Genomic DNA, 22,899 nt, shown 5'->3' with positions numbered 1-22,899 from the left:
AAACGCCCGGTGGCAGCCGTGGTCACGGCTGCACCACCGTGATCGACGCCGGATTGCTCCGACCGACGCCGCGCAGCTGCGGGCGGTACATGTCTTCCACCAGTGATGGCGGCACCATGTACGTTCCCGGCGTCACCGCACGCACCAGGTAGAAGACCGTAGCCTTGCTGCCACGCGAGAGCTTGAGTGCGGCGACGTAACGGTCATCGCGGAATTCTTCGTGCTGCACCTCGGCCGCATTGCTGCGGTCGTCGATGCCGATGCCATCGACCACCACATCGGCCCACTGTTTGGCATCGCCCAGGTTGAAGTTCTCGATTTCCAGGCCAGCCGGCAGCAGGTCGGTCAGCAGCGCATCGGGCATGCTGCTGTCGGACGTCACGGTGACGCGTACGATCAGCGCCTCGCCTTCCTTCAGCGGACGGGGCGACCATGGCTTGCCATCGGTGCCGAACCAGCTGCGTTCCACCCCGATCACGCTGTTGTCCGGCGCGGGTGCACTGCGGGGAATGCCGGCCACGTCGATGCTGGCGAACATTGGTGGCTCGCCGGTGGGCGCAAAACGCACGCCACTGGCCAGCTGCGCGGCATCGAAACTGCGGCCGAACAGCCTGCGCCCATCGATGGCCTCGCTCCGTGCCCCGATCACCAGCTCACCGGCCACCAGCTTGTCCTGGTTCGCCGCCAGTGCCTTGCCCAGTCGCGCAATGGCCACCTGTTCCTGCGTGCTCAGCCACAACCAGCCACTGTTGCGCCGCGCATCCAGCTCACGGCCAAGTTCGACCGAACGGGCATCCCAGGCCGGCTTGGCCAGGTTGTGCTCATGGGTCAGCGCGATCATCAACGCATCGTCGCGGATGGCACTGCCGTAGTCGCCGAAATACGACGGGCGCTCGCTGCTGGGCTTGGCGAAACCGGCAGCGATGGCGGCCTCACCACGCTTGCGGTCTCCCTGCAACGACAGCGCTACGCCCAGATGCACCAGCGGCAGGCCACCGATGGCCTTGCCACGTTCGTTGTCGTACAAAGTCCGCAACGTGCCCAGCGGGGCGCGGTTGACCCGGGCCAGCACGTAACCGGAATACGCCTGGTTGGCGAACTTCAGGTTGTCGCGCCGGTCCTGCCCATAGAAGGGGTTGCCGCCGGACAGCAGGTCTTCGCCCAGCCGGGCCAGGGCCTTCTGCAGCACGTTGTCCGGCACCGCGAAGCCGGCATCGCGGGCATCGAGCAGGAACTCGGTGATGTACGGGGTCAGCCACGGATTCACGTATCCGTCGTCACCCCACATGGAGAAGTTGCCGTTGGCCACCTGCATCGAGGCCAATCGTCCGAACGCCCCTTCCATGCGCTCGCGACGCACCTTGGCATCCAGCCCATCGGCCCCCAGCATCGTCGACGTCGCCTGGTCCAGGATCAATGCGGCATAGCCCTTGCTGGTGGTCTGTTCGGCGCAGCCATATGGGTAATCCAGCGCCCCTTGCAAGGCACTGGCGAACGGGATGGGCGGCAGCGGGCTGACCAGCAGGCGCGCTGTCACCGACCCGGCCATCAGGCCGTCAGCGAGACTGCTGTCCAGCGCGACCGGTGCCAGCGGATCCAGCGTACGCACCTGGGAGCGCAACACCTGCGGCCATGCCGCGCGTACCGGCAGGTCGTAGCGGCGGTCGGCCTTGAAGCCGTTGCCATCCACGCGCACGCGCAGGCTGGCCACGCCATGGCCTTCGCGCGCACCGAGCGGGAAACTCAGCGTGGTCTTTGCATCGGCAGCCAACTGCATGCTGCGACTGCCCTCGCCCAGGCTCAACGGGCCTTCGGCATCCACGCGCACGTTGAACTGTCCCGGCTTGCCGGTGAAGTTCTGCACATCCAGGGTCACCGTACTGCGGTCACCGGGGGCAAGCACGCGCGGCATGCTGGCTTCGGCCAGGATCGGTGCACGCACCACCGTTTCCACGTCGCGTCGGCCATAGTGGTCATCGGAATAGACCAGCGCCGACACCCGCAGCGTACCGTTGAAATCAGGCACCTTCAGCCGGACGCGCGCATTGCCGCCGGCATCGAGCTGCACCGGGCCACTGAACAGGTCCACGGTCTGCACCCGCGCCGTCGGCCGCTTGGCCTGCGGCAACGCCTGCAGGGCCATGTCGCCGCCAAACTTCAGTTTCCCGCTGCTGCCGTCGAAACTCTCGATCACCCGGCTGTAGATGTCATAGGCATCGATGCCCAGGCGCCGTTGCGCGAAGAAATGCGCCGCCGCATCCGGCACCGGGAAGCGGGTGATGTTGAGGATGCCCACGTCCACGGCCGATACGGTCACGTGCGCCGCCTTGCCGGCCAGCTGCGGCACGCTGACGGTGATCGGCAGGTCCTGTTCGGGGCGCATCTGTTTCGGCGCCACCAGGCCAACCGCCACCGTACGGGACTTGCGGTCCATGGGTACGTGCACCACGCCCACCGCGCGCGCCGGGGTGATCTTGCTGGGCGCACTGCCACCGCGGAACACCAGCGCCGTGATGTAGACGTCGTGGCGCTCCCAGTCGGCAGTGACCGGAATCCTGAACGTGCTGCCCGGCTTGGCGTCGATGTCCTGCACATACAGCATGCGGTCGGTCTCCACCATCAACAGGCCACGCCCGGCATGCGGCGGGGTTACCGTCACCTGCAGCATGTCACCGGCCTTGTAGCCGGTCTTGTCCAGCGCCAGCTTGACCTTGTCCGGACGCGCGTCCAGGCCACGATTGTCATCGCCCCAGCTCCAGCCGGCGCGGAACGGATAGCGGCTGGTCAGCCCGGTCGCCGGATCGAACACATCCACCCGATACTCCCCCCATTCGACCGGGACATCGAAGGCCACCGCACTGCTGCCGGCATCGACGGTACGGGTATCCTTGTTCTCGAAGCGGCGGGTGAAATCGTAATCCCAGCGATTGTCGTTGAAGGTCCAGTGGTAATCACGCAGTTCGCGCACCAGGGTGACCTTCATGCCCTTGGCCGGCTGCGGCGTGCCGGCCGCATCCACGCGCAGCAGCTCGAAGCGCGCCGTGCCATTGGCATCGGCGCCGTCGCCCGGATCGAACAACGGGCGTATGCCGACCAGCGCCGGTGCCGGCCACATCACCCGCTTCAGGCTGCGGGTAACGGTGCGTCCGCCGGTTTCGTACAGGCTGCCGGACAGCACAGCGGCCACCGGCGTCTTCGCCTTGGCGGCCTCTTCAGGAAGATCGATGTCCTGGCGCAACTGGCCATTGGCCGCCAGCCCGGTGTCGACCACGTCCTTGGCTTCGCGCGGCAACTGCACCGTAGGGTCGCCGAAGAAGTACCCCGGCAGGCCCTCGACAGGTTGCTGCTCCACGGCTACCGCCAGCCGCGCGGTGAAGCGGTTGCCGTCGGCCGGCGCGCCATACAGGTAGGCGCCGTCGACATGCACGCGCAGCGGGTCGCCGGGCTTGAGGTGCTTCTGCGGGCTGTCCAGGTCCAGCTTCATGCGCTCGGGCAGGAACTCCTCGATGCGCAGGGGCATGCCCTGGATCGCTTCCTTGCTGGCCGGGTCGGTGCGGAACTCGACCTGCCAGCGCCCGGTGGGCGCCTCAGCGGGAATCAGCTGCTCGAAACTGAAATAGCCCTGCGCCCCGGGTTGCAGGCGCGTTTCGCGGAATATCCTGCCGTCAGGTTGCTTCAGCCGCAGGAACACCGGCTGCTGGCCGTTGCCATCCTTGCCTGCGGCAACCGGCTTGCCGTCGTTGTCGCGCAGCAGGGCCGACAACCGCACGGTCTCGCCCGGGCGGTACAGGTCGCGTCCGGACCAGGCGAAGACATCGAACCAGGCATTGTCACGACCGGACACGGCGAACTCGCTCAGGTCCAGCGCCGGCTGGTTGAATGGCAGGAAGCTGGTGTCCTTGCCACTGCCGGCAACCAGTACGTGGCTGGCATCCAGGGTGTAGTCCAGCAATGCATTGCCATTGCCGTCGGTGCTGCCGCGCAGGACCACCTCGCCCTTGCCATCCAGTACGCGCACGTCCACCTTCTTCAATGGCGTACCGTCCTTCAGTGATGCGGTGTGCACGAACAGCTTGTCCTTGTAGGCACGGGTGTGCAGGCCGATGTCACTGACGGTGAAGAACGCCGTGTCGAACTCTCCGTCGAAGGCGCCGGTGCGCTTGAGCACGGCGAAATACAATCCCGGCTCCTGCAGTTCCTTGATGTCCTGCGTCGGCAGGTAGGTCAGCACGCGCTCGTTCTGCTTGCCGCCCAGGATGAAGCGGTTGACGTAGACCGGCTCGGCCAGGCGGCTGATCGGCGTGCGTTCGCTATAATCACTGTCCAGTTCCCAGCTGCCCCGGCGGCCGCCACGCTGGTACTGGCTGAAGAAGGTCGGCAGCTCCTTCTCGCGCACGCGCAGGAACTCCACGTCCACTTCCGGCACGTTGACCGATACCACCGGCAGGCCGCGGCTGTCGCGTGCCGGCAGCACGCTGCCCTGGGAGGCAAAACCGGCCACCGGCTTCAGTTCGCCACTGAAGACCTTCTGCCGCAGTTCCTTGCCCAGGCGGTTGCCATCGGCGGCCAGCAGGTCTGCCGACACCACCAGCGAGTACTCCCTGGCCGCTTCGACGAAGGGATAGCGCAAGGTCCTGCCGTCATCGGACAAGGTCCAGCTGCTGTCCTCGCCGCCGACCTTCTCCTCGAAGCGCACCAGCGTGTCGAAATCCTGGGTGCCCACCAGCGGGCGCGAGAATTCCAGTGCCAGCGACAGGCCGTCGTTCTTCTGGTCAGGATAGGCCCGCAGCAGCACGAACTCCGTCACCTGCTCGGCCTGGGCCGTGATCGCTTCGCCGCTGGCCGCCGGCAACTGCCCGCTGTCGTTGCGGCTGCACCCAGGCAATCCCCCCAGCACGCCTGCTGCCAACAGGGCTGCCGCCCATCCCCAATGCCGAAGCCGCGCCGGACCGGTCATGTCGTCACTCCTTGATCTAGGCAGCCAGTATAAGGGGACCATCAATGCGTTGATGCCGCTGCGCTCGCCGGGCATGGCCCGGCGCTACCCCTCCTTATGGCCTGGCGCTAGCCCTCCCTGGCGTACAGGCCGACATAGTCCTGCACCGGCATCGCCGCCAGCGCCACCGGATCCTCCGACGCGGCCAGGATGTCCTGTCGCTGCGCCGGGCCGAACCGGTTCGACACATGACGCTGGAACTTCTCAAGCAGCAGCGGCATGCCTTCGCTGCGACGTCTTGCATGGCCCAGCGGATATTCCACCACCACTTCCGGCAATTCGCTGCCGTCATCGAAACGCACGGCCAGGCCGTTGGCGATGCTGCGCTTGCCGGGGTCCAGGTAATCCGCACTGAAGCCGGGATCCTCCACGCACTGCATTTTCGCCCGCAGCATGTCGATACGCGGATCGGCAGCGACCGCATCTTCGTAATCAGTCGCCTCCAACCGGCCATGCAGCAGTGCGACCGCCACCATGTATTGCACGCAGTGGTCGCGATCGGCGGGGTTATGCAACGGGCCGTGTTTGTCGATGATCCGCACGCAGGCCTGCTGCGTACGGATCACCACCTGCTCGATCTCCTGCACCGACCTGCCCGCTGCCTGCAACTGCCGATGCAGGGCGATCGCTGCCTCCACCGCCGTCTGCCCGTGGAACTCGGCCGGGTAGCGGATCTTGAACAGCACGTTCTCCATCACGTAGCTGCCGAACTCCCGCTCCACCTGCAGCGGCTGGCCACGCAATGACACGTCCTGGAAGCCCCAGGTGGGCGCGCTCAGCACCGAGGGATAGCCCATCTCACCGGTTTCGGCCATCAACGCCAGGCGGACCGCACGGCTGGTGGCATCGCCCGCCGCCCAGCTCTTGCGCGATCCGGTGTTCGGCGCATGCCGGTAGGTGCGCAGCGCCTGCCCATCGACCCAGGCCAGCGACACGGCATTGAGCATGCGCCCGCGATCCAGCCCCAGCATCCCGGCCACCACGGCCGTGGAGGCCACTTTCACCAGCAGCACGTGGTCCAGCCCAACGCGGTTGAATGCGTTGCGCAGCGCCAGTACACCCTGGATCTCATGAGCCTTGATCATCGCGGTGAGCACATCACGCATGCGCAGCGACGCCCTGCCGGACCGGCACAGCCAGTCGGCAGCGGCCAGGATCCCGCCCAGGTTGTCGGAAGGATGGCCCCATTCGGCCGCCAGCCAGGTGTCGTTGAAATCCAGCCAGCGCACCATCGCACCGAGATTGAAGGCCGCCTGCACCGGATCCAGCACGTGCCCGGTTCCCGGCACCCGCGCACCGTTCTCCACCACGGTGCCAGGTACCAGCGGTCCCAGCAGTTTCGTGCACGCGGGGAAGGACAGCGCTTCCAGCCCGCAACCCAGCGTATCCAGCAGGCAGTAGTGCGCGGTCTCATATGCCAGCGCCGAGTCGATCGAGGTGTCGCGGACGTAGTCGACGATGTCCACCAGCAGCGCGTCCCACGCGGCGCGGTCGTTGGATGGGGCGAGGTTGCTGGACATCATCGATCTCCTCTGTAACGTCGGGTCATGCCCCGCGGATCACCGCCAGGCGAGGCCGCTGCGTTCGCCGGGCATGGCCCGGCGCTACAACGTATCGGCAGGCACGCGCACCGTCCCTTCCATCAGCACGCGTGCGCTGCGGCTCATGATGGCCTTGGTGACTGTCCACTGGCCGTCAAGGCACCGGGCTTCGGCCCCCACGCGCAAGGTGCCCGACGGATGCCCGAACGTCACCGCCTCGCGTGCGCCACCACCGGCGGCCAGGTTCACCAGGGTGCCCGGGATGGCCGCCGCGGTGCCGATGGCCACTGCCGCGGTGCCCATCATCGCGTGGTGCAGTTTTCCCATCGACAGCGCGCGGGCATGCAGGTCGATCTCGACGGCGGCAATCTGCTTGCCGCTGGAAGAAACGTAATCCTGCGCGGGCGCGACGATGGCGACCTTGGGCGTGTGCTGGCGCGTAGCGGCAAGCTCGATGCTGTCGATCAAGCCCATGCGCACCGCACCGTGGGCACGGATCTTCTCGAATTTCTCCAGCGCAGCACGATCGTCGTTGATCGCCGGCTGCAGCTCGGTGCCGGTGTAGCCCAGGTCAGCGGCATTCAGGAAGATGGTCGGGATGCCGGCGGTGATCATCGTCACCTGGAAGCTGCCGACGCCGGGCACGTCCAGCGTATCGACCAGGTTGCCGGTGGGAAACATCGCCCCGTCCTCGCCGTCGTCGGAGGGATCGAGGAATTCCAGCTGGATTTCCGCAGCCGGGAAGGTCACCCCGTCCAGCTCGAAGTCACCGGTCTCCTGTACCTGGCCGTCGATGATCGGCACGTGCGCGAGGATGGTCTTGCCGATGTTGGCCTGCCAGATGCGTACGCTGCACACACCGTCATGCGGCACGCGCGCCGGATCGATGAAACCGTTGCTGATCGCGAACGGGCCGACCGCGGTGCTCAGGTTGCCGCAGTTGCCGCTCCAGTCGACGAACGCCGTGTCGATGGACACCTGGCCGTACAGGTAGTCGACGTCGTGATCCGGCACCGAGGGCGTCGAGATGATCACGCACTTGCTGGTACTCGATGTCGCACCGCCCATGCCATCGGTGTGCTTGCCGTACGGATCGGGCGAGCCGATCACCCGCATCAGCAGCGCATCGCGCGCGGTACCGGGCACCTGCGCTGCGGTCGGCAGGTCCTGCAGGCGGAAGAAGACACCCTTGCTGGTGCCGCCACGCAGGTAAGTGGCAGGAATGCGGAGCTGGGGGAGATGGGTCATGTCGGGATGCCTTGCAGGGAACCAGGGATTCAGCGCTGTATGGCCAGCGCGGGTGAGTGTCGTCTTTGCCGGGTCTGCATGCTGCGACGCTCCCAGCGGAACAGCCACAGGATGAGCAGCTTGGTGCTGCCGTCGCAGGCCCGCACGTTGCGCGGGCCTGCGTGCCATCACGCCGCCTGCGAGGCCTCCAGGAAATCCTGCGCGAAGCGCTGCAGCACCCCGCCGGCCTCGTAGATCGACACTTCTTCGGCCGTATCCAGGCGGCAGGTAACCGGCACCTGCAGTTGCTCGCCGTTCCGGCGGCGGATGACCAGGACCAGCCCGGCGCGCGGCACGCGCTCGCCCAGCACGTCAAAGGTCTCGGTGCCGTCGATGCCCAGGGTCGTGCGGTTGACGCCGTCCTTGAACTCCAGCGGCAACACGCCCATGCCGATCAGGTTGGTGCGATGGATGCGTTCGAACCCTTCGGCCGCGATCGCCTCCACGCCGGCCAGGCGCACGCCCTTGGCGGCCCAGTCACGCGAACTGCCCTGCCCATAATCCGCTCCGGCGATGATGATCAACGGCTGCCTGCGCTCCATGTAGGTCTCGATCGCTTCCCACATCCGCATCACCTGTCCTTCCGGTTCCACGCGTGCCAACGAACCCTGCTGGACCTGGCCGTCGACGACGACCATTTCATTGATCAGTTTCGGGTTGGCGAAGGTGGCACGCTGCGCGGTGAGATGGTCGCCACGGTGCGTCGCATAGGAGTTGAAGTCCTCCTCCGGCAGGCCCATCCTGGCCAGGTATTCGCCGGCCGCACTGCTGGCCAGGATGGCATTGGACGGCGACAGATGGTCGGTGGTGATGTTGTCGCCCAGCACCGCCAATGGACGCATGCCGGTCAACGGCCGCTCTCCGGCCAGCGCGCCCTCCCAATAGGGCGGACGACGGATATAGGTACTCTGCGGACGCCAGTCATACAGCGGGGCGACTTTCGGGCCCTGGTCGACCTTGAAGGTGAACATCGGCCCGTAGACCTGCCGGTACTGCTCCGGCTTGACGCTGGCGGCGACCACAGCGTCCACTTCGGCGTCGCTTGGCCACAGGTCCTTCAGGGTGATTGCATTGCCCTGCGCATCCACGCCCAGCACATCCTTTTCGATGTCGAAACGCACGGTGCCTGCAATCGCATACGCAACCACCAGCGGCGGCGAGGCCAGGAAGGCCTGCTTGGCATAGGGATGGATGCGGCCGTCGAAGTTGCGGTTGCCCGACAACACCGCAGTGGCGTACAGGTCGCGGTCGATGATTTCCTGCTGGATCGCCGGATCCAGCGCGCCGCTCATGCCATTGCAGGTGGTGCAGGCAAAACCGACGATGCCAAAGCCCAGCTGCTCCAGGTCCGGCAACAGTCCGGAAGCTTCCAGATACAGCTGCACGGCCTTGGAGCCAGGCGCAAGCGAACTTTTCACCCACGGCTTCCGGTCCAGTCCCGCGCGGTTGGCATTGCGTGCCAGCAGTGCCGCGGCGATGACATTGCGCGGATTGCTGGTGTTGGTGCAGCTGGTGATGGCCGCGATGATCACCGCGCCATCGGGCATCAGGCCCTCTGCCTGCTCCTGCCTGCCGGACGCCAGCTTGGCCGCGTCGGCAATGCCACGCGCCGCCAGTTCGGTCGTCGCCACGCGCTTGTGCGGGTTGGATGGGCCGGCCATGTTGCGCACCACGCTGGACAGGTCGAACTGCAGCACGCGTTCGTACTCGACCGCGGCCAGGTCATCCGACCACAGGCCGGCAGCCTTGGCATAGGTTTCCACCAGTTGCACCTGCGCTTCCTCGCGGCCGGTCAGGCGCAGGTAGTCCAGGGTCTGCTGGTCGATGGAGAACATCGCCGCAGTGGCACCGAATTCCGGCGTCATGTTGGAGATGGTGGCGCGGTCGCCGATGCTCAGCGCACGCGCACCCTCGCCGAAGAATTCGATCCAGGCACCCACCACCTTGGCACCGCGCAGGAACTCGGTCAGCGCCAGCACGATGTCGGTGCAGGTGATGCCCGGCTGCGGCCGCCCGGCCAGCTGCACGCCGATGATGTCCGGCAGGCGCATCCACGAGGCACGGCCGAGCATCACGCTTTCTGCTTCCAGCCCACCCACGCCGATGGCGATCACGCCCAGCGCGTCCACGTGCGGGGTATGGCTGTCGGTGCCGACGCAGGTATCCGGGAAGGCCACGCCATCGCGCACCTGCACCACCGGCGACATCTTCTCCAGGTTGATCTGGTGCATGATGCCGTTGCCCGGCGGGATCACGTCGACGTTCTTGAACGCCTTCTTCGTCCAGTTGATGAAGTGGAAGCGATCTTCATTGCGGCGGTCCTCGATGGCGCGGTTCTTCTCGAACGCGGCCTTGTCGAAGCCCGGGAACTCCACCGCCAGCGAGTGATCCACGATCAACTGGGTCGGGACGACCGGGTTGATCTGGGCCGGATCGCCACCGGCATCAGCGATGGCGTCACGCAGGCCGGCCAGGTCGACCAGTGCGGTCTGGCCGAGGATGTCATGGCACACCACGCGCGCGGGAAACCACGGAAAGTCCAGGTCGCGGCGACGTTCGATCAGCTGGCGCAGCGAAGCGTCCAACGTGGCCGGGTCGCAGCGGCGCACCAGGTTCTCGGCCAGCACCCGCGAGGTGTACGGCAATGTCGCATAAGCACCTGGCTGGATCGCATCGACCGCGGCACGGGTATCGAAATAGTCCAGCGAAGTGCCGGGGAGGGTCTTGCGGTAATCAATATTCATGGCTGGCGATAGCTGCTTCTCTGGCGGGCCGGGTGCGTGGTTGCGACCGCCCGGGCGTCTTTCCGCCGCCCGGGCCGCCTGCATCACTTGCGCTTGTCGATCGGCACGAAGGCCTGGTCTTCCGGGCCGGTGTAGTTGGCGCTGGGACGGATGATCTTGCCGTCGATGCGCTGTTCGATGATGTGCGCGCTCCAGCCGGAGGTGCGTGCGATGACGAACAGCGGGGTGAACATCGCCGTCGGCACGCCCATCATGTGGTAGCTGACCGCACTGAACCAGTCCAGGTTGGGGAACATCTTCTTGATGTCCCACATCACCGTTTCCAGGCGCTCGGCGATGTCGTACATCTTCATGCTCGACTGTTCTTCGGACAGTTCGCGGGCCACGTCCTTGATCACCTTGTTGCGCGGATCGGACACGGTATAGACCGGATGACCGAAACCAATCACCACTTCCTTGCGCTCCACCCGTGCCTTGATGTCGGCCTCGGCCTCGTCCGGGTTGTCGTAGCGCTTCTGCACTTCGAAGGCCACTTCATTGGCGCCACCATGCTTGGGCCCGCGCAATGCACCGATGCCACCGGCAATCGCGCTGTACATGTCGCTACCGGTGCCAGCGATCACGCGGCAGGCAAAGGTGGAAGCGTTGAACTCATGTTCGGCATACAGGACCAGCGAGGTGTGCATCGCCTTGACCCACGATTCCTGCGGCTTCTCGCCATGCAGCAGGTGCAGGAAGTGGCCGCCGATGGAATCGTCGTCGGTCTCCACGTCGATGGCGCGACCGTTGTGGCTCCAGTGGTACCAGTACAGCAGCATGGACCCCAGGCAGGCCATCAGCTTGTCGGCGATATCGCGCGCACCCGGGTGGTTGTGGTCATCCTTCTCCGGCGCCACGCAGCCAAGCACGGAGACACCGGTGCGCATCACGTCCATCGGGTGGGCCGACGGCGGCAGTTCCTCCAGCGCCGCCTTGACCGCTGCCGGGATGCCGCGCAGCGACTTCAGCTTCGCCTTGTAGGACTTCAACTCGGCCCGGGTGGGCAGCTTGCCGTGCACCAGCAGGTGGGCGATCTCCTCGAACTCGCTGGTGGTGGCCAGGTCCAGGATGTCGTAGCCACGGTAATGCAGGTCGTTGCCGCTGCGACCGACGGTACACAGCGCGGTATTGCCGGCGGCAGTGCCGGACAGGGCGACGGATTTCTTCGGCTTGAAGGTCGGGGTGGCAGTCGTATCGTTCATGTGTTCCTCCCGGAATTGCGTTGCAGCAGGTTACTTCTTGGCGGCGAACAGTGCATCGAGCTGCTGTTCGAAGGCGTGATAGCCGATGCGGTCGTACAGCTCTTCCCGGGTCTGCATGCCGTCGACCACGTTGCGCTGGTGTCCGTCGCGGCGCACCGCTGCATAGACGTTCTCGGCGGCCTTGTTGGCGGCGCGGAACGCAGACAGCGGAAACAGCTGGATGGCCACGCCGGCCGAGGCCAGCTCGTCGCGGCTGAACAGCGGGGTGGCACCGAACTCGGTGATGTTGGCCAGCACCGGCACCTTCACCGCATCGACGAAGCGCCGGTAGGTATCCAGGTCATAGGCCGCCTCGGCGAAAATGCCATCGGCGCCGGCCTCGACACAGGCGATCGCGCGTTCGATGGCCGCATCCACGCCGTCGACCTGGATGGCATCGGTGCGCGCGATCAGGAAGAAGTCCGGATCGGTCCGGGCATCGGCAGCGGATTTCACCCGATCGACCATTTCACCCTGCGATACGATTTCCTTGCCCGGACGATGGCCGCAGCGCTTGGCGCCGACCTGGTCTTCGATATGGCAGGCGGCGGCGCCAGCCTTGATCAGCGACTTCACGGTACGCGCGATATTGAATGCGCTGGGTCCGAAGCCGGTATCGATGTCGACCATCAGCGGGAGGTCGCATACATCGGTGATGCGGCGGACATCGATCAGCACGTCTTCAAGCGTGTTGATGCCCAGGTCGGGCAGGCCGAGCGAACCAGCCGCCACACCACCGCCGGACAGGTAGATCGCGCGGAATCCGGCGCGCTTGGCCAGCAACGCATGGTTGGCGTTGATCGCGCCGATCACCTGCAACGGCGATTCGGCGGCCAGCGCCTGGCGGAACCTGGCACCAGCGGAAGGAAGGGAAGTGGCAGTCATGCAGCAGTCCTGGCGTGAAGTCCAGAGATAGGCGCAAGCACCGTGCCAACCTGCAACCCGTTGATTTCATTGGCGTCGCCATGGATCCGTCATGAAACATATGAAACATTGAAACGGATGTATCATGAAACATCCTCCCTCACGGCGAACGACATGCACGCCCCCCGCCCACCGTTCCCCTTCGCCGACCACGACGCCAGCCGGCCGGTGATCTGGACGGTCAGCGTCTCACGCCTGACCGGCCTGCTGGGTGACGTGATCCCGGAGTTCGATCGCCGTGCGCGCATCGAGCAGATCAACCTCGGCTTCGAGGAGGCGGTGGCCCTGATCAACCAACGCCTTCGCGGCGAGCACTGCGACGTGGTGATCGCGGGTGGTTCCAACGCCGCCTGGCTGCGCAGCCGGCTGGACGTTCCGCTGGTGCCGATCCAGGCCAATGGCTTCGACCTGATGGAAGCGCTGGCGCGCGCCCGCCGCATCGCCCCGCGCATCGGCCTGGTCACCCATGCCGGCGACGTACCGACCCTGGCCAGCTTCCAGGACAGCTTCGGCCTGCAGATCGAACACCGGCGATTCGTCACCCGCGAAGATGCGCGCGACTGCATCGCCGACCTGCGCGCCAACGGCATCGAGGTGATCGTCGGCACCGGCATGGCGATCGACCATGCCGAGGCCGCCGGCCTGCAGGGCGTGCTGCTGTACTCGGCCGACAGCGTGCGACAGGCATTCGAGCATGCCCTGGAATTGACCCATACGCTGGCACGCTCCGGCAGCCGCCCGGCACGTACGCGCCGACGCGACACCCAGCGCGGCGATGGCCACGCCCTGCTGGGCAACAGCCCTGCGATGGACGTGGTCAGGCAGCACATCGCGCTTTACGCCCCGCACGAGAGCACCGTGCTGGTCAGCGGAGAAACCGGGACCGGCAAGGAACTGGTGGCCCGCCAGCTGCACGCATCCAGCGGCAGAGGCGGCCGCTTCGTAGCACTCAACTGCGGCGCGATCACCGAATCGTTGCTGGAAGCAGAGCTGTTCGGCTACAGCGACGGCGCCTTCACCGGCGCGCGCCGCGGTGGCCGCATCGGCCTGGTGGAAGCGGCCGACGGCGGGACCCTGTTCCTGGACGAGATCGGCGAACTGCCACTGCCGTTGCAGACCCGGCTGCTACGCGTGCTGGAAGAGCGCGAAGTATTGCGCGTAGGTGCCACTGAGCCGACCCCGGTGGACCTGCGGGTGGTCGCCGCTACCCTGCAGTCACTGCAACAACGGGTACAGGCCGGACAGTTCCGGCGTGATCTGTATTACCGGCTGGCGGCACTGCACATCAGCCTGCCGCCACTGCGTGCACGCCGTGATGACATCGCGCTGCTGGTCCAGCACTTCTTCCGCCAGTTGCGGGGCATCGATGCGCCGCTGGACCGGCGGGCGCTGGCGACACTGGAGGCGGCCGACTGGCCCGGCAACGTACGCGAACTGCGCAACCTGGTCGACCGCCTGCGCATCCACTGGCAGCCCGGCGAGGCGCCGATCGACCATGCGCGGCTGCTGGCGCTGGCGCCTGAGCTGGGCGGCGGCCAAAGCGTGGGATTGCCCTTGGAGGGGGAAGCCGGAAAACCCTCGCACGAGCAGTTGCAGCAACTGCTTGCCAGCCATCGCAACGACCGCGAGGGCATGGCGCTGGCGCTTGGGATTTCGCGCACGACGCTATGGCGCTGGCTGCGTGCCGCGGGACTTGGCTGAGCACGACGCGCTGGGCGGCCCCGCATGCATCAGGTGCGCCGTGGCGCCCATGGTGCTTCCAGCGCGAAGCGACCGCTGCCTGCCACCGCCACCCATAGCAACAACACCGCCAGCGGCACCTCGGACAGATAGAAGAACCAGCTCAACCAGTCCAGCATGCCCAGCCCGGCCGGGATCCGCGCGATACCATCGGTCAGCGCTGCCACCACGCAGATCGCCGCCAGCAGCAGCGCCGCCGGCCGGCTGAGCAGGCCCAGCACCAGCAATGCCCCTGCGATCCATTCGATGCCGCCCAGTATCGGCGCGCTCATGCCTGGCCAGGGGATGCCGGCATCGTTCAACGTGTGCAGCATGCGTTCGCGCCCGGCCTCGGTGAACAGCTTGTTCCAGCCGGACACGCTGAACATCACGCCAGCCACCACCCGCGCCAACAGCAACAAGCCCGCTTCCGCGCCCCGCCGCAGTGGCGCGACCGCAAACACATCGGGAAATCGCTTCATTCTGCAGCCCATACGTGGAGAGAGCTGCGAGCGTGCGGCACGACCACCGGTCAGGCAATGGGTGGCAGCCGCACCGTCCGCGCCGCCTTGTCGAGGCGCGCTCCACACCGGGCCGTTTACGTCAAAACCATCGACGACACGCCGTCATGGATACAGCAACCGCTTGCCCCACAGGCCCTGGCCGTCCTTTTCATAGCACCAGCGTTCGTGCAGGCGGAACTGCGCGCCATGCCAGAATTCGATCCGGTCCGGCACCACGCGCAATCCGCTCCAGCCGACCGGCCGCGGCACCGGCAGGCCTTCGAAACGCGCTTCGGCATCGGCCACGCGGGCATCGAACTCCTCCCGCGATGACAGCGTCCGTGACTGCTGCGAAGCCCAGGCACCGATCTGGCTCATGCGCGGGCGGCTGGCGAAATAGGCGTCGGCCTCGGCATCGTCCACCTGTTCCACGCGGCCTTCGATGCGGACCTGCAGCCCCGCCTCGCGCAGGCTTCGCCACAGGAACAGCAACGCGGCCTGCGGATTGGCCTGCAGCTCGCGCCCCTTGGGGCTGTCCAGGTGGGTGTAGAACACGAACCCGCGGGCATCGAACGATTTCAGCAGCACGGTGCGCGCCGAAGGGCGGCCATGCGCATCCGCAGTCGCAACGGTCATGGCATTGGGTTCGACCTCGCGGCTCTGCCTGGCCTCTTCGAACAGGCTGGAAAACCGGGTCAATGCTTCGGTGTAAAGATCGCTCATCGAGGGCTCGTTTCTCATGCGGATTGGGCTATTGTGGCGGCATGCCTGCAGCTGCGTACATGCCCAACCCGAAAGGCTTCCCGGACACGCTTGTCGAACAGGCGCTGGATGATGCACTGGACTGTGGCGCCAAAGTACCCGTATTGGCGATCAGCGGCCTGCAGGGCAGCGGCAAATCCACCCTCGCCCTGCAGGTCGTTGCGCGTGCACAGGCGCGCGGCCTGCGTGCGGCCGCCCTGTCCATCGATGACGTGTACCTGACCCGCGCCCAGCGCCAACGCCTGGCGCGCGCCGTACATCCATTGCTGATAACCCGTGGCCCGCCCGGCACCCACGACCTGCCACTGGCACATTCAGTGCTGGATGCCGTGGTGGCGCGGCAGCCATTGGCCCTGCCGCGTTTCGACAAGCTGGCCGACGAACGCGTATCGCCTGCACAGTGGCCGCAGCTGGCCGAACCACTGGACCTGCTGGTGTTCGAAGGCTGGTTCCTTGGTACGCCGGCAGAGCAACCGGCCGCGCTGGACACCCCGCTCAACGCGCTGGAGCGCGAGGCCGATGCGGACGGACGCTGGCGGCGCTGGTGCAATGCCGCGCTTGCCGACAACTATCCCGGCCTGTGGCAGCGCTGCGACCGGCTATGGTTCCTCCAGCCTCCGGATTTCTCCGTGGTGCCGCGCTGGCGCTGGCAGCAGGAACAGAACCTGCAGGCGGCGCAACCAGGCCGCAGCGGCATGACCCGCCCGCAGCTGGACCGCTTCGTGCAGTACTACGAGCGGGTCAGCCGGCAGGCGCTGCGCGCCCTGCCGGACGTGGCCGACCGGGTGATCGCGCTGGACGGACAGCGCCAAATCATCGGCGTCCGCTGAGCCACCGGCTCATTCAACCAGGAAGGTCACCTTCAGGTTGACCCGCCATTCGGTGATCTCGCCATCGCCGTTGGTGACCACCTTGGTCTCGTTGATCCATGCCCCCTGGATGCCTTTTACCGTGCTGGATACCTTCTTCAACCCACTGCGCACGGCATCCTCCACGCTTTTGGGAGAGGAAGCATTGACTTCGATGACCTTGGCGATCGACATGACGGCGGCTCCAGAGGCGCGCGGGACGTTCCGCGCACCCCGATGCTGGGCCCGTGGGCCGTAAAGGAATGTCACGGAGGTGTTAGCATCACGGCCGATGAATCCTGCTCCGAACCTGATCCTGATCGGCCCGATGGGGGCCGGCAAAACCTGTATCGGCCGCCGCCTCGCCGAACGCTTCACGCTGGACTTCATCGACGTCGACCAGGCCATCGTGGAGAGCGCCGGGGCCAGCATCCCGACCCTGTTCGAACTGGCCGGCGAAGCAGGCTTCCGCCAGCACGAGCGGCAGGTGCTGCAGCGGCTGATGGCCGGCCGCGGCCAGTTGGTTTCCACCGGCGGTGGCGCGGTACTTGATGCCGGCAACCGTGAGGCGATCGCCCGGAATGGCTTCGTGGTCTACCTGCGGGTCAGCGTGCAAGCGCAACTGGAACGCCTCGCGCGCGACAAGGGGCGTCCGCTGCTGCAGCGCCCGGACCGCGAACAGGTCCTGCAGGACCTCGCCTTCCAGCGCGACCCGCTGTACCGGCAACTGGCCGATCTCACCCTGGACACCGATCCCTATACCGCCACCGAGGCCACCTCCCACCTGGTGGTGAGGCTGGCCGCACTCTGGCAGCGACAGGACCTACCCGCATGACCCCCCACTCCCCCCTGCAGGTCGCCGTTGGCGGCGCGCACCCCTATTCCATCACCATCGGCCCCGGCCTGCTGGCCGACGGCCAGGCCCTCGCCGCCTGCGTCCGCGGTCGCCACGTGCTGCTGGTCAGCGACAGCGGCGTGGCGCCGCTGTACCTGGCAAAGCTGCGCGCAGCGCTGCAGCAGGTACGCCCCGACCTGCTGGTCGGCGAGCACGTGCTGCCCGCCGGCGAGGCGTCCAAGACGCTGGCCGAGTTCGGCCGCGTGATCGAGGCGCTTGCCACGCTCGGCGCCACCCGCGATGCCTGCGTGGTCGCACTGGGCGGCGGCGTGGTCGGCGACCTGTCCGGATTCGCCGCTGCCTGCTGGATGCGCGGCGTGGACTGCGTGCAGGTACCGACCACCCTGCTTGCCATGGTCGATTCCTCGGTCGGCGGCAAGACCGCCGTGGACATCCCGGCCGGCAAGAACCTGGTCGGGGCCTTCCATCCACCGCGCGCGGTCATCGCCGACACCCTGGCGCTGTCGACGCTGCCTGCCCGCGAACTGCGTGCCGGCCTGGCCGAAGTGGTCAAGTATGGCGCACTGGGCGATGCCACGTTCTTCGACTGGCTGCAGCAGCATGCCGGTGCGTTGCTGGCCGGCGACAGCGCGCTGCTGGCCGAAGCCATCGCCCGCAGCTGCGCGCACAAGGCGGCGATCGTCGCGCGCGATCCCTTCGAGAAGGGCGAACGTGCACTGCTCAATCTCGGCCATACCTTCGGCCATGCGATCGAAACCGAGCAGGGCTATTCTGCACCGGGCCGTGAAGCACTCAACCACGGCGAAGCGGTAGCGGTCGGCATGCTGCTGGCCGCACGCCTCTCCACCACGCTGGGCATGGCAACGGCGGCCGATGAGCAACGCCTGCGTGCCCTGCTGCAGGCACTGCAGTTGCCGGTGGAGATCCCGGCAGGCCTGGAGCCACAGGCGCTGCTGGGGCGCATGCGGCTGGACAAGAAGAACGTCGCCGGCCGCTTGCGCCTGGTGTTGTGGCGCGGTATCGGCCAGGCTGAAGTGGTGCCGGACGTGGACGAAGCAGCCGTGCTTACGGTGCTGGAGCCCCGCTGACCGGCATCGGGCAACGCGCAACGCCGTAGCGCCGAGCGATGCTGTAGCGCCGAGCCATGCTCGGCGAGCGCAGTGGTCATGGGCGCGGTGCCGGAGCAGCAAACCGCCGAGCATGGCTCGGCGCTACGGGTTGGTGGCCGGACTCAGCCCGCGACGATGTACTGCTGCAGGTGCTCCAGTTCCTGCTGCTGCGCGTCGATGACCGCCTTGACCAGGTCGCCGATGGAAATGACGCCCACCACCGCACTACCTTCCACCACCGGCAGGTGCCGGATGCGGTGATCGGTCACCAGTTGCAGGCAATGTTCCACCTGCGCGCCCGGCCCTACCGTGACCAGCTGCGCGGTCATGATGTCGGCAACCGGCGTATCGCGCGAAGAGCGGTCGCGCAGCACGATCTTCCGCGCGTAGTCGCGCTCGGACAGGATGCCGGCCAATCGTGGCCCGTCCATCACCAGTACCGCGCCAATGCCTTTTTCAGCCATCAGGCGGATCGCATCCACGACCGCCGCATCCGGCGCGACCGCATGAACTTCAGGAGACTTGCCGTCCAACAACTGCCGAACTGTGGTCATCTGCCTGCCCTCCCGGGGTGGGTTCCAGATTCGAGTCTGCCACGCCCGGTGCGATGCACGTGTCAACCAGGTACAGCGGCCGCTGCTTGGACTCCTCGTACAGACGACCGAGATACTCCCCGATCAGGCCCAGGGCGATCAGCTGCACCCCACCCAGGAACAGGATCACCGCCATCATGGTCGGCCAGCCTGCGACACGGTCGCCATACAGCGCCGCCTTCACCACCACGCCTATGGCGAACAGGAAGGCGCCTGTCGCAGTCAGCATGCCAAGGTACGTCGCCGCCCGCAGCGGCACGGTGGAGAAGCTGGTGATGCCTTCCAGCGCGAAATTCCACAGCTTCCACAGGCTGAACTTGCTGTCACCGGCGACCCGGGCCTGCCGATGGTAGGGCACCGCGATCCGCCGATACCCTACCCAGCTGAAGAGCCCCTTCATGAAACGGTGGCGTTCGCGCAGGCCATCCAGGGCCTGCAGCGCGCGCGGCGACAGCAGGCGGAAATCGCCGGTGTCGGCGGGGATGGGGGTGCGCGACAGGCGTCCGATCACCCGGTAGAACATCCGGGCGGTTGCGCGCTTGGTCCAGCTTTCCCCTTCGCGCGCCAAGCGCGTTCCATACACATTGTCGTAGCCTTCCCGCCAGCGCGCCACGAAGGTAGGGATGAGTTCGGGGGGATCCTGGCAGTCGGCATCCAGGATCATGGCGGCCCCCTCGCCCACGCGGTCCAGGCCGGCGGTCAGTGCCGCCTCCTTGCCGAAGTTGCGCGACAACCGTAGTGCCGAAACACGCCGGTCCTGCCGTGCCAGCGCGCTGATGCAATCCCACGTCGCGTCGATACTCCCGTCATCCACGTACAGGACGTGCCCATCAATGTCGCGCATGGTGGTGAGCACGGCCAACACGCGCTCGTGCAGGTGCGGCAGCGCGATCTCTTCGTTGAAGACGGCAACGACGATGGTCAGGCGATCCTTTCTCATCGCCTGATTGTACTCAGTCGTCCTTCAGGTAGGCGTTGCCGCCCAATTGCCGGGCCTGCCGCTGGATCCAGGCGGCGCGCCGCTGTACATAAGGCCCCGGTCGCGCAGCATCGTAGCGTCGCGGCGCCGGCAGCACCGCAGCCAGCCGTGCGCTCTCCGAAGCCGTCAGCTGCGACGCGTCCTTGTTCCAGAATGACCGCGCGGCCGCCTGCACGCCATAGATGCCATCGCCGAACTCGGCGATGTTGGCGTACACCTCCAGGATCCGCTGCTTCGGCCAGAACGTCTCGATCAGCAGGGTGTACCAGACCTCCAGGCCTTTCCGCAGCCAACTGCGCCCCTGCCACAGGAACAGGTTCTTCGCCACCTGCTGGCTGATCGTGCTGGCGCCACGCAGCCGACCGCCGGCCGCATTATGGTCGCGTGCTTTCTCTATCGCCTGCAGGTCGAAGCCGCGATGCAGGGGGAAACGCTGGTCTTCGGCCGCCACCAGGGAAATCGGCAGGCTGGGCGCAATCTGCTCCAGGTCGCGCCACTGGTAGTGCAGGCGATAGGCACCATCGGCCTGCGCCAGCGCCTCGCCATACCGCCACAGCATCACCGTGGAAACCGGTGGATCGATGAACCGCAGCAACAGCACCTGCAACACGCTGAACGCCGCCAGCAGCACCGGCAGCCACAACAGCCGGCGCCAGCGCCAGCGCGCCCTGGCCGCCGGCGGCTCCGCCTTGTGGTTATCCTGCCCTGCCCCCATTACTGGCTCACCCTTCTTTCGCTTGGTTGTCGGCACATTATCCGGCAACCGACTCCCTACGCGTACCGAGCCGATGACCGACCAGAATGATTCCCTGACCCGTTTCCTGCTGCCCGATGCCGGCGTCCGCGGCGTACATGTACGCCTGCAGGGCGCCTGGCAGCAGATCCTTTCGCATGGGCACTACCCGGTGAACGCCGCGGGCATGCTGGGCGAAGCCTGCGTGGCATCCGCCCTGTTCACCGGCCATACCAAGGTCGATGGCCGCCTGTCGATCCAGTTGCGCAGCAGCAGCACGCTGCGCACCCTGTTTGCCGAATGCACCGCGGCCGGTACCCTGCGCGGCATCGCGCGGGTCGAGGATGACCAGGATGCGCCACGTGAGCTGGCCGCCCTGGGCGAAGATGCGGTACTGGCCATCACCATCGAGAACCCGGGGTTGGACCCGCGCGAACCGCAGCGCTACCAGAGCCTGGTCAGCCTGACGGCGCCCAGCCTGGACGAAGCCTTCGAAGACTACTTCCGGCAATCGGAGCAGCTTCCGACGCGGCTGCTGCTGGTGGCCGACGCGCAGGGCGCTGCGGGCCTGCTGCTGCAGAAGCTGCCCGGCGACGAGGGCGACGAAGACGGCTGGAACCGCATCAGCGCGCTGTTCGAGACGCTGGGCAAGGCCGAACTGCTGGCAACGCCGGCCGAGCAGCTGGTACATCGCCTGTTCCATGAAGAAGCCCCGGAGCTGATGGGCAGCAAGGCGCTGCGTTTCGGCTGCTCGTGCTCGCGTGAACGGGTGACGGCCATGCTGGAATCACTGGGCGAGGAAGAAGCCCGCGCCGCCGCCCAAGCCACCGGTTCGGTCGATGTCCGCTGCGAATTCTGCGGACGGGAGTATCACTTCCCGTTGACGGAAGTGGAGATACTGTTTCAGGGTGCCGGTAGCTCCATACCCGCACCTGAACGCCTTCAGTAAAGCACGCCATCACCGCAGCGAGTTCGTGTTCTGGGGAGGACAACGGCTTGTTAAAGAATCATAAACCGCCTACGCTCCAGTTCCCGTATTCGCGGGAACTTGTCGTTTTCCTGTTGGTCTGACTCATTCCATGCATTCTTTCCTGCGCCTGCCACTTGCACTGCTGATCGCCCTCGGGACGGTCGCGGGCGCGCATGCCCAGGCCAAGGACACGCGTACGGTCATTCCGGTGTGGAACAAGGGCAGCGGCAAGGTAGAGGCCCTGCTGTACCTGGAACCGACCGGAGAACAGATGGCCGGGGCACGCTGGCATTTCGGCCGCAGCTCGCTGGATGCGGCATTCGGCCTGTCGTCCGGCGATTCGCTTGGCCTGCTGTGCAACAGCAGCCGCGGCACCAGCATCAGCGGACTGGCCAGCCACTGCATGCTGGCCAGCCTGGGTGATGATGAAGATGAATTGTCGCGCCGCTTCAGCGGCACGGCCGCCTTCAACCGTGCTGGCGGACGTGTCGGCCTGACCGTGGGCACCGGCCGCGAGACACTGCCGGCCTGGTTGGCAGGCCCCAACAAATCGCCCTCGCTGCGCGCGGAGCAGAACGACCTGACGGTCTTCGGACAGAAGAACATTGGCCGCGAAGGCTTCGTTTCCATTGGCGGCACCTACGCCAAGGCACGGCTGGTTCCACTGGCCGATGCGTCGCCCTCCATCGTCAACCGCTGGGACAGCCGCAGCATCAGCATCGGCGCCGGCTACGGTAATTTCAGCGGAAACATCATCGGTCGCGTGGTGGACGTGCCCGGCCAGCCAGGCAAATGGGAAGGGCTGGGGGTTGGCCTGACCTGGCGCACGCCCTGGTCCGGGCAGTTGACCGTGGGTGCGGAGAACGTGGTGAGCCGGGGCAAGAACCCATTCTCACCACGCAATGAGAGCAACGATGACGGGACCGTTCCGTACGTGCGCTACGAGCAGGATCTGTAAGCAGCTGATCTAAAGACGTTTTTTTCAGAGCGCCCCGGATTCCGGGGCGTTTTCGTTTGCGTGGCCGTTATCGGCCTTTGCCGAATTTCACCAAAAT

At 66.3% G+C, this 22,899-nt stretch carries 18 protein-coding genes; 6 read left to right on the top strand and 12 right to left on the bottom strand.

All coding sequences use genetic code 11. From position 1 onward, the window contains the following. Nucleotides 1–22: 22 nt before the first annotated feature. The 6 genes from H4O11_RS16025 to prpB all read right to left on the bottom strand — a co-directional run bounded on the left by H4O11_RS16025 (nt 23) and on the right by prpB (nt 12,733). Complete coding sequence (locus H4O11_RS16025; RefSeq protein WP_182340631.1) at nt 23–4,957, bottom strand: alpha-2-macroglobulin family protein; 4,935 nt, start codon at nt 4,955–4,957, stop codon at nt 23–25. Between the two features lie 107 nt (nt 4,958–5,064). Beyond that, nucleotides 5,065–6,516 carry a bifunctional 2-methylcitrate dehydratase/aconitate hydratase gene (locus tag H4O11_RS16020; protein WP_182340629.1) on the bottom strand — a complete coding sequence of 484 codons (1,452 nt, stop codon included), beginning with the start codon at nt 6,514–6,516 and terminating at the stop codon, nt 5,065–5,067. Nucleotides 6,517–6,600: 84 nt separating this feature from the next. Then, nucleotides 6,601–7,785 carry a 2-methylaconitate cis-trans isomerase PrpF gene (gene prpF / locus H4O11_RS16015; RefSeq protein ID WP_182340627.1) on the bottom strand — a complete coding sequence of 395 codons (1,185 nt, stop codon included), beginning with the start codon at nt 7,783–7,785 and terminating at the stop codon, nt 6,601–6,603. A 167-nt stretch (nt 7,786–7,952) separates the two neighbouring features. Then, a complete protein-coding gene (gene acnD, locus H4O11_RS16010; protein ID WP_182340625.1) occupies nt 7,953–10,568 on the bottom strand; it encodes a Fe/S-dependent 2-methylisocitrate dehydratase AcnD in 2,616 nt (871 codons plus the stop codon). A gap of 83 nt (nt 10,569–10,651) precedes the next feature. Beyond that, nucleotides 10,652–11,809: a bifunctional 2-methylcitrate synthase/citrate synthase gene (prpC, locus tag H4O11_RS16005; RefSeq protein WP_182340623.1), complete on the bottom strand. Its 1,158-nt coding sequence runs from the start codon at nt 11,807–11,809 to the stop codon at nt 10,652–10,654. 30 nt (nt 11,810–11,839) lie between these two features. Next, on the bottom strand, nt 11,840–12,733 hold the full coding sequence (prpB, locus tag H4O11_RS16000) for a methylisocitrate lyase (RefSeq protein WP_182340621.1): 894 nt from the start codon (nt 12,731–12,733) through the stop codon (nt 11,840–11,842). A 153-nt stretch (nt 12,734–12,886) separates the two neighbouring features. On the opposite strand from prpB, the gene prpR reads away from it, so the two are divergent. Then, nucleotides 12,887–14,473 carry a propionate catabolism operon regulatory protein PrpR gene (gene prpR, locus H4O11_RS15995; protein ID WP_182340619.1) on the top strand — a complete coding sequence of 529 codons (1,587 nt, stop codon included), beginning with the start codon at nt 12,887–12,889 and terminating at the stop codon, nt 14,471–14,473. 29 nt (nt 14,474–14,502) lie between these two features. On the opposite strand, the gene H4O11_RS15990 is transcribed toward prpR, so the two are convergent. Beyond that, on the bottom strand, nt 14,503–14,973 hold the full coding sequence (locus H4O11_RS15990) for a DoxX family protein (protein ID WP_182340617.1): 471 nt from the start codon (nt 14,971–14,973) through the stop codon (nt 14,503–14,505). A 144-nt stretch (nt 14,974–15,117) separates the two neighbouring features. Beyond that, nucleotides 15,118–15,717: a pyridoxamine 5'-phosphate oxidase gene (gene pdxH / locus H4O11_RS15985; RefSeq protein ID WP_182340615.1), complete on the bottom strand. Its 600-nt coding sequence runs from the start codon at nt 15,715–15,717 to the stop codon at nt 15,118–15,120. Between the two features lie 41 nt (nt 15,718–15,758). On the opposite strand from pdxH, the gene H4O11_RS15980 reads away from it, so the two are divergent. Then, nucleotides 15,759–16,586 carry a kinase gene (locus tag H4O11_RS15980; RefSeq protein ID WP_182340613.1) on the top strand — a complete coding sequence of 276 codons (828 nt, stop codon included), beginning with the start codon at nt 15,759–15,761 and terminating at the stop codon, nt 16,584–16,586. A gap of 9 nt (nt 16,587–16,595) precedes the next feature. On the opposite strand, the gene H4O11_RS15975 is transcribed toward H4O11_RS15980, so the two are convergent. Further along, nucleotides 16,596–16,799 carry a dodecin family protein gene (locus tag H4O11_RS15975; protein WP_182340611.1) on the bottom strand — a complete coding sequence of 68 codons (204 nt, stop codon included), beginning with the start codon at nt 16,797–16,799 and terminating at the stop codon, nt 16,596–16,598. 97 nt (nt 16,800–16,896) lie between these two features. Here H4O11_RS15975 and H4O11_RS15970 point away from each other — a divergent pair, with 97 nt between their 5' ends. Both H4O11_RS15970 and aroB read left to right on the top strand, forming a co-directional pair. Further along, nucleotides 16,897–17,439, top strand: coding sequence for a shikimate kinase (locus tag H4O11_RS15970; RefSeq protein ID WP_182340609.1), 543 nt, complete (start codon nt 16,897–16,899; stop codon nt 17,437–17,439). Further along, the gene (gene aroB, locus H4O11_RS15965) at nt 17,436–18,548 is read left to right on the top strand and encodes a 3-dehydroquinate synthase (RefSeq protein WP_182340607.1); all 1,113 of its coding nucleotides are present in this window, start codon (nt 17,436–17,438) and stop codon (nt 18,546–18,548) included. Before H4O11_RS15970 ends, aroB begins: the two co-directional genes overlap by 4 nt. A 143-nt stretch (nt 18,549–18,691) precedes the next feature. Here aroB and H4O11_RS15960 read toward each other — a convergent pair whose 3' ends face one another. From H4O11_RS15960 to mtgA, 3 genes are read right to left on the bottom strand one after another with little or no spacing between them, the layout of a single operon-like run. Continuing rightward, the gene (locus H4O11_RS15960; RefSeq protein ID WP_182340605.1) at nt 18,692–19,123 is read right to left on the bottom strand and encodes a CBS domain-containing protein; all 432 of its coding nucleotides are present in this window, start codon (nt 19,121–19,123) and stop codon (nt 18,692–18,694) included. After that, nucleotides 19,083–20,102: a glycosyltransferase family 2 protein gene (locus tag H4O11_RS15955; protein WP_182340603.1), complete on the bottom strand. Its 1,020-nt coding sequence runs from the start codon at nt 20,100–20,102 to the stop codon at nt 19,083–19,085. Before H4O11_RS15955 ends, H4O11_RS15960 begins: the two co-directional genes overlap by 41 nt. A gap of 13 nt (nt 20,103–20,115) precedes the next feature. Continuing rightward, nucleotides 20,116–20,856: a monofunctional biosynthetic peptidoglycan transglycosylase gene (gene mtgA / locus H4O11_RS15950; protein ID WP_182340601.1), complete on the bottom strand. Its 741-nt coding sequence runs from the start codon at nt 20,854–20,856 to the stop codon at nt 20,116–20,118. A gap of 73 nt (nt 20,857–20,929) precedes the next feature. Between mtgA and hslO the strand changes: the two genes are divergently transcribed. Both hslO and H4O11_RS15940 read left to right on the top strand, forming a co-directional pair. Beyond that, a complete protein-coding gene (gene hslO, locus H4O11_RS15945) occupies nt 20,930–21,823 on the top strand; it encodes an Hsp33 family molecular chaperone HslO (RefSeq protein ID WP_182340599.1) in 894 nt (297 codons plus the stop codon). A 130-nt stretch (nt 21,824–21,953) separates the two neighbouring features. Further along, nucleotides 21,954–22,802, top strand: a complete 849-nt coding sequence (locus tag H4O11_RS15940; RefSeq protein ID WP_182340598.1) for an XOO1806 family protein — start codon at nt 21,954–21,956, stop codon at nt 22,800–22,802. The last annotated feature ends 97 nt before the right edge of the window (nt 22,803–22,899 follow it).

It is taken from the genome of Stenotrophomonas tumulicola (assembly GCF_014117215.1).
GTDB classification, from domain to species: domain Bacteria; phylum Pseudomonadota; class Gammaproteobacteria; order Xanthomonadales; family Xanthomonadaceae; genus Stenotrophomonas; species Stenotrophomonas tumulicola.
This window is presented reverse-complemented; position numbering and strand designations above follow the sequence as displayed.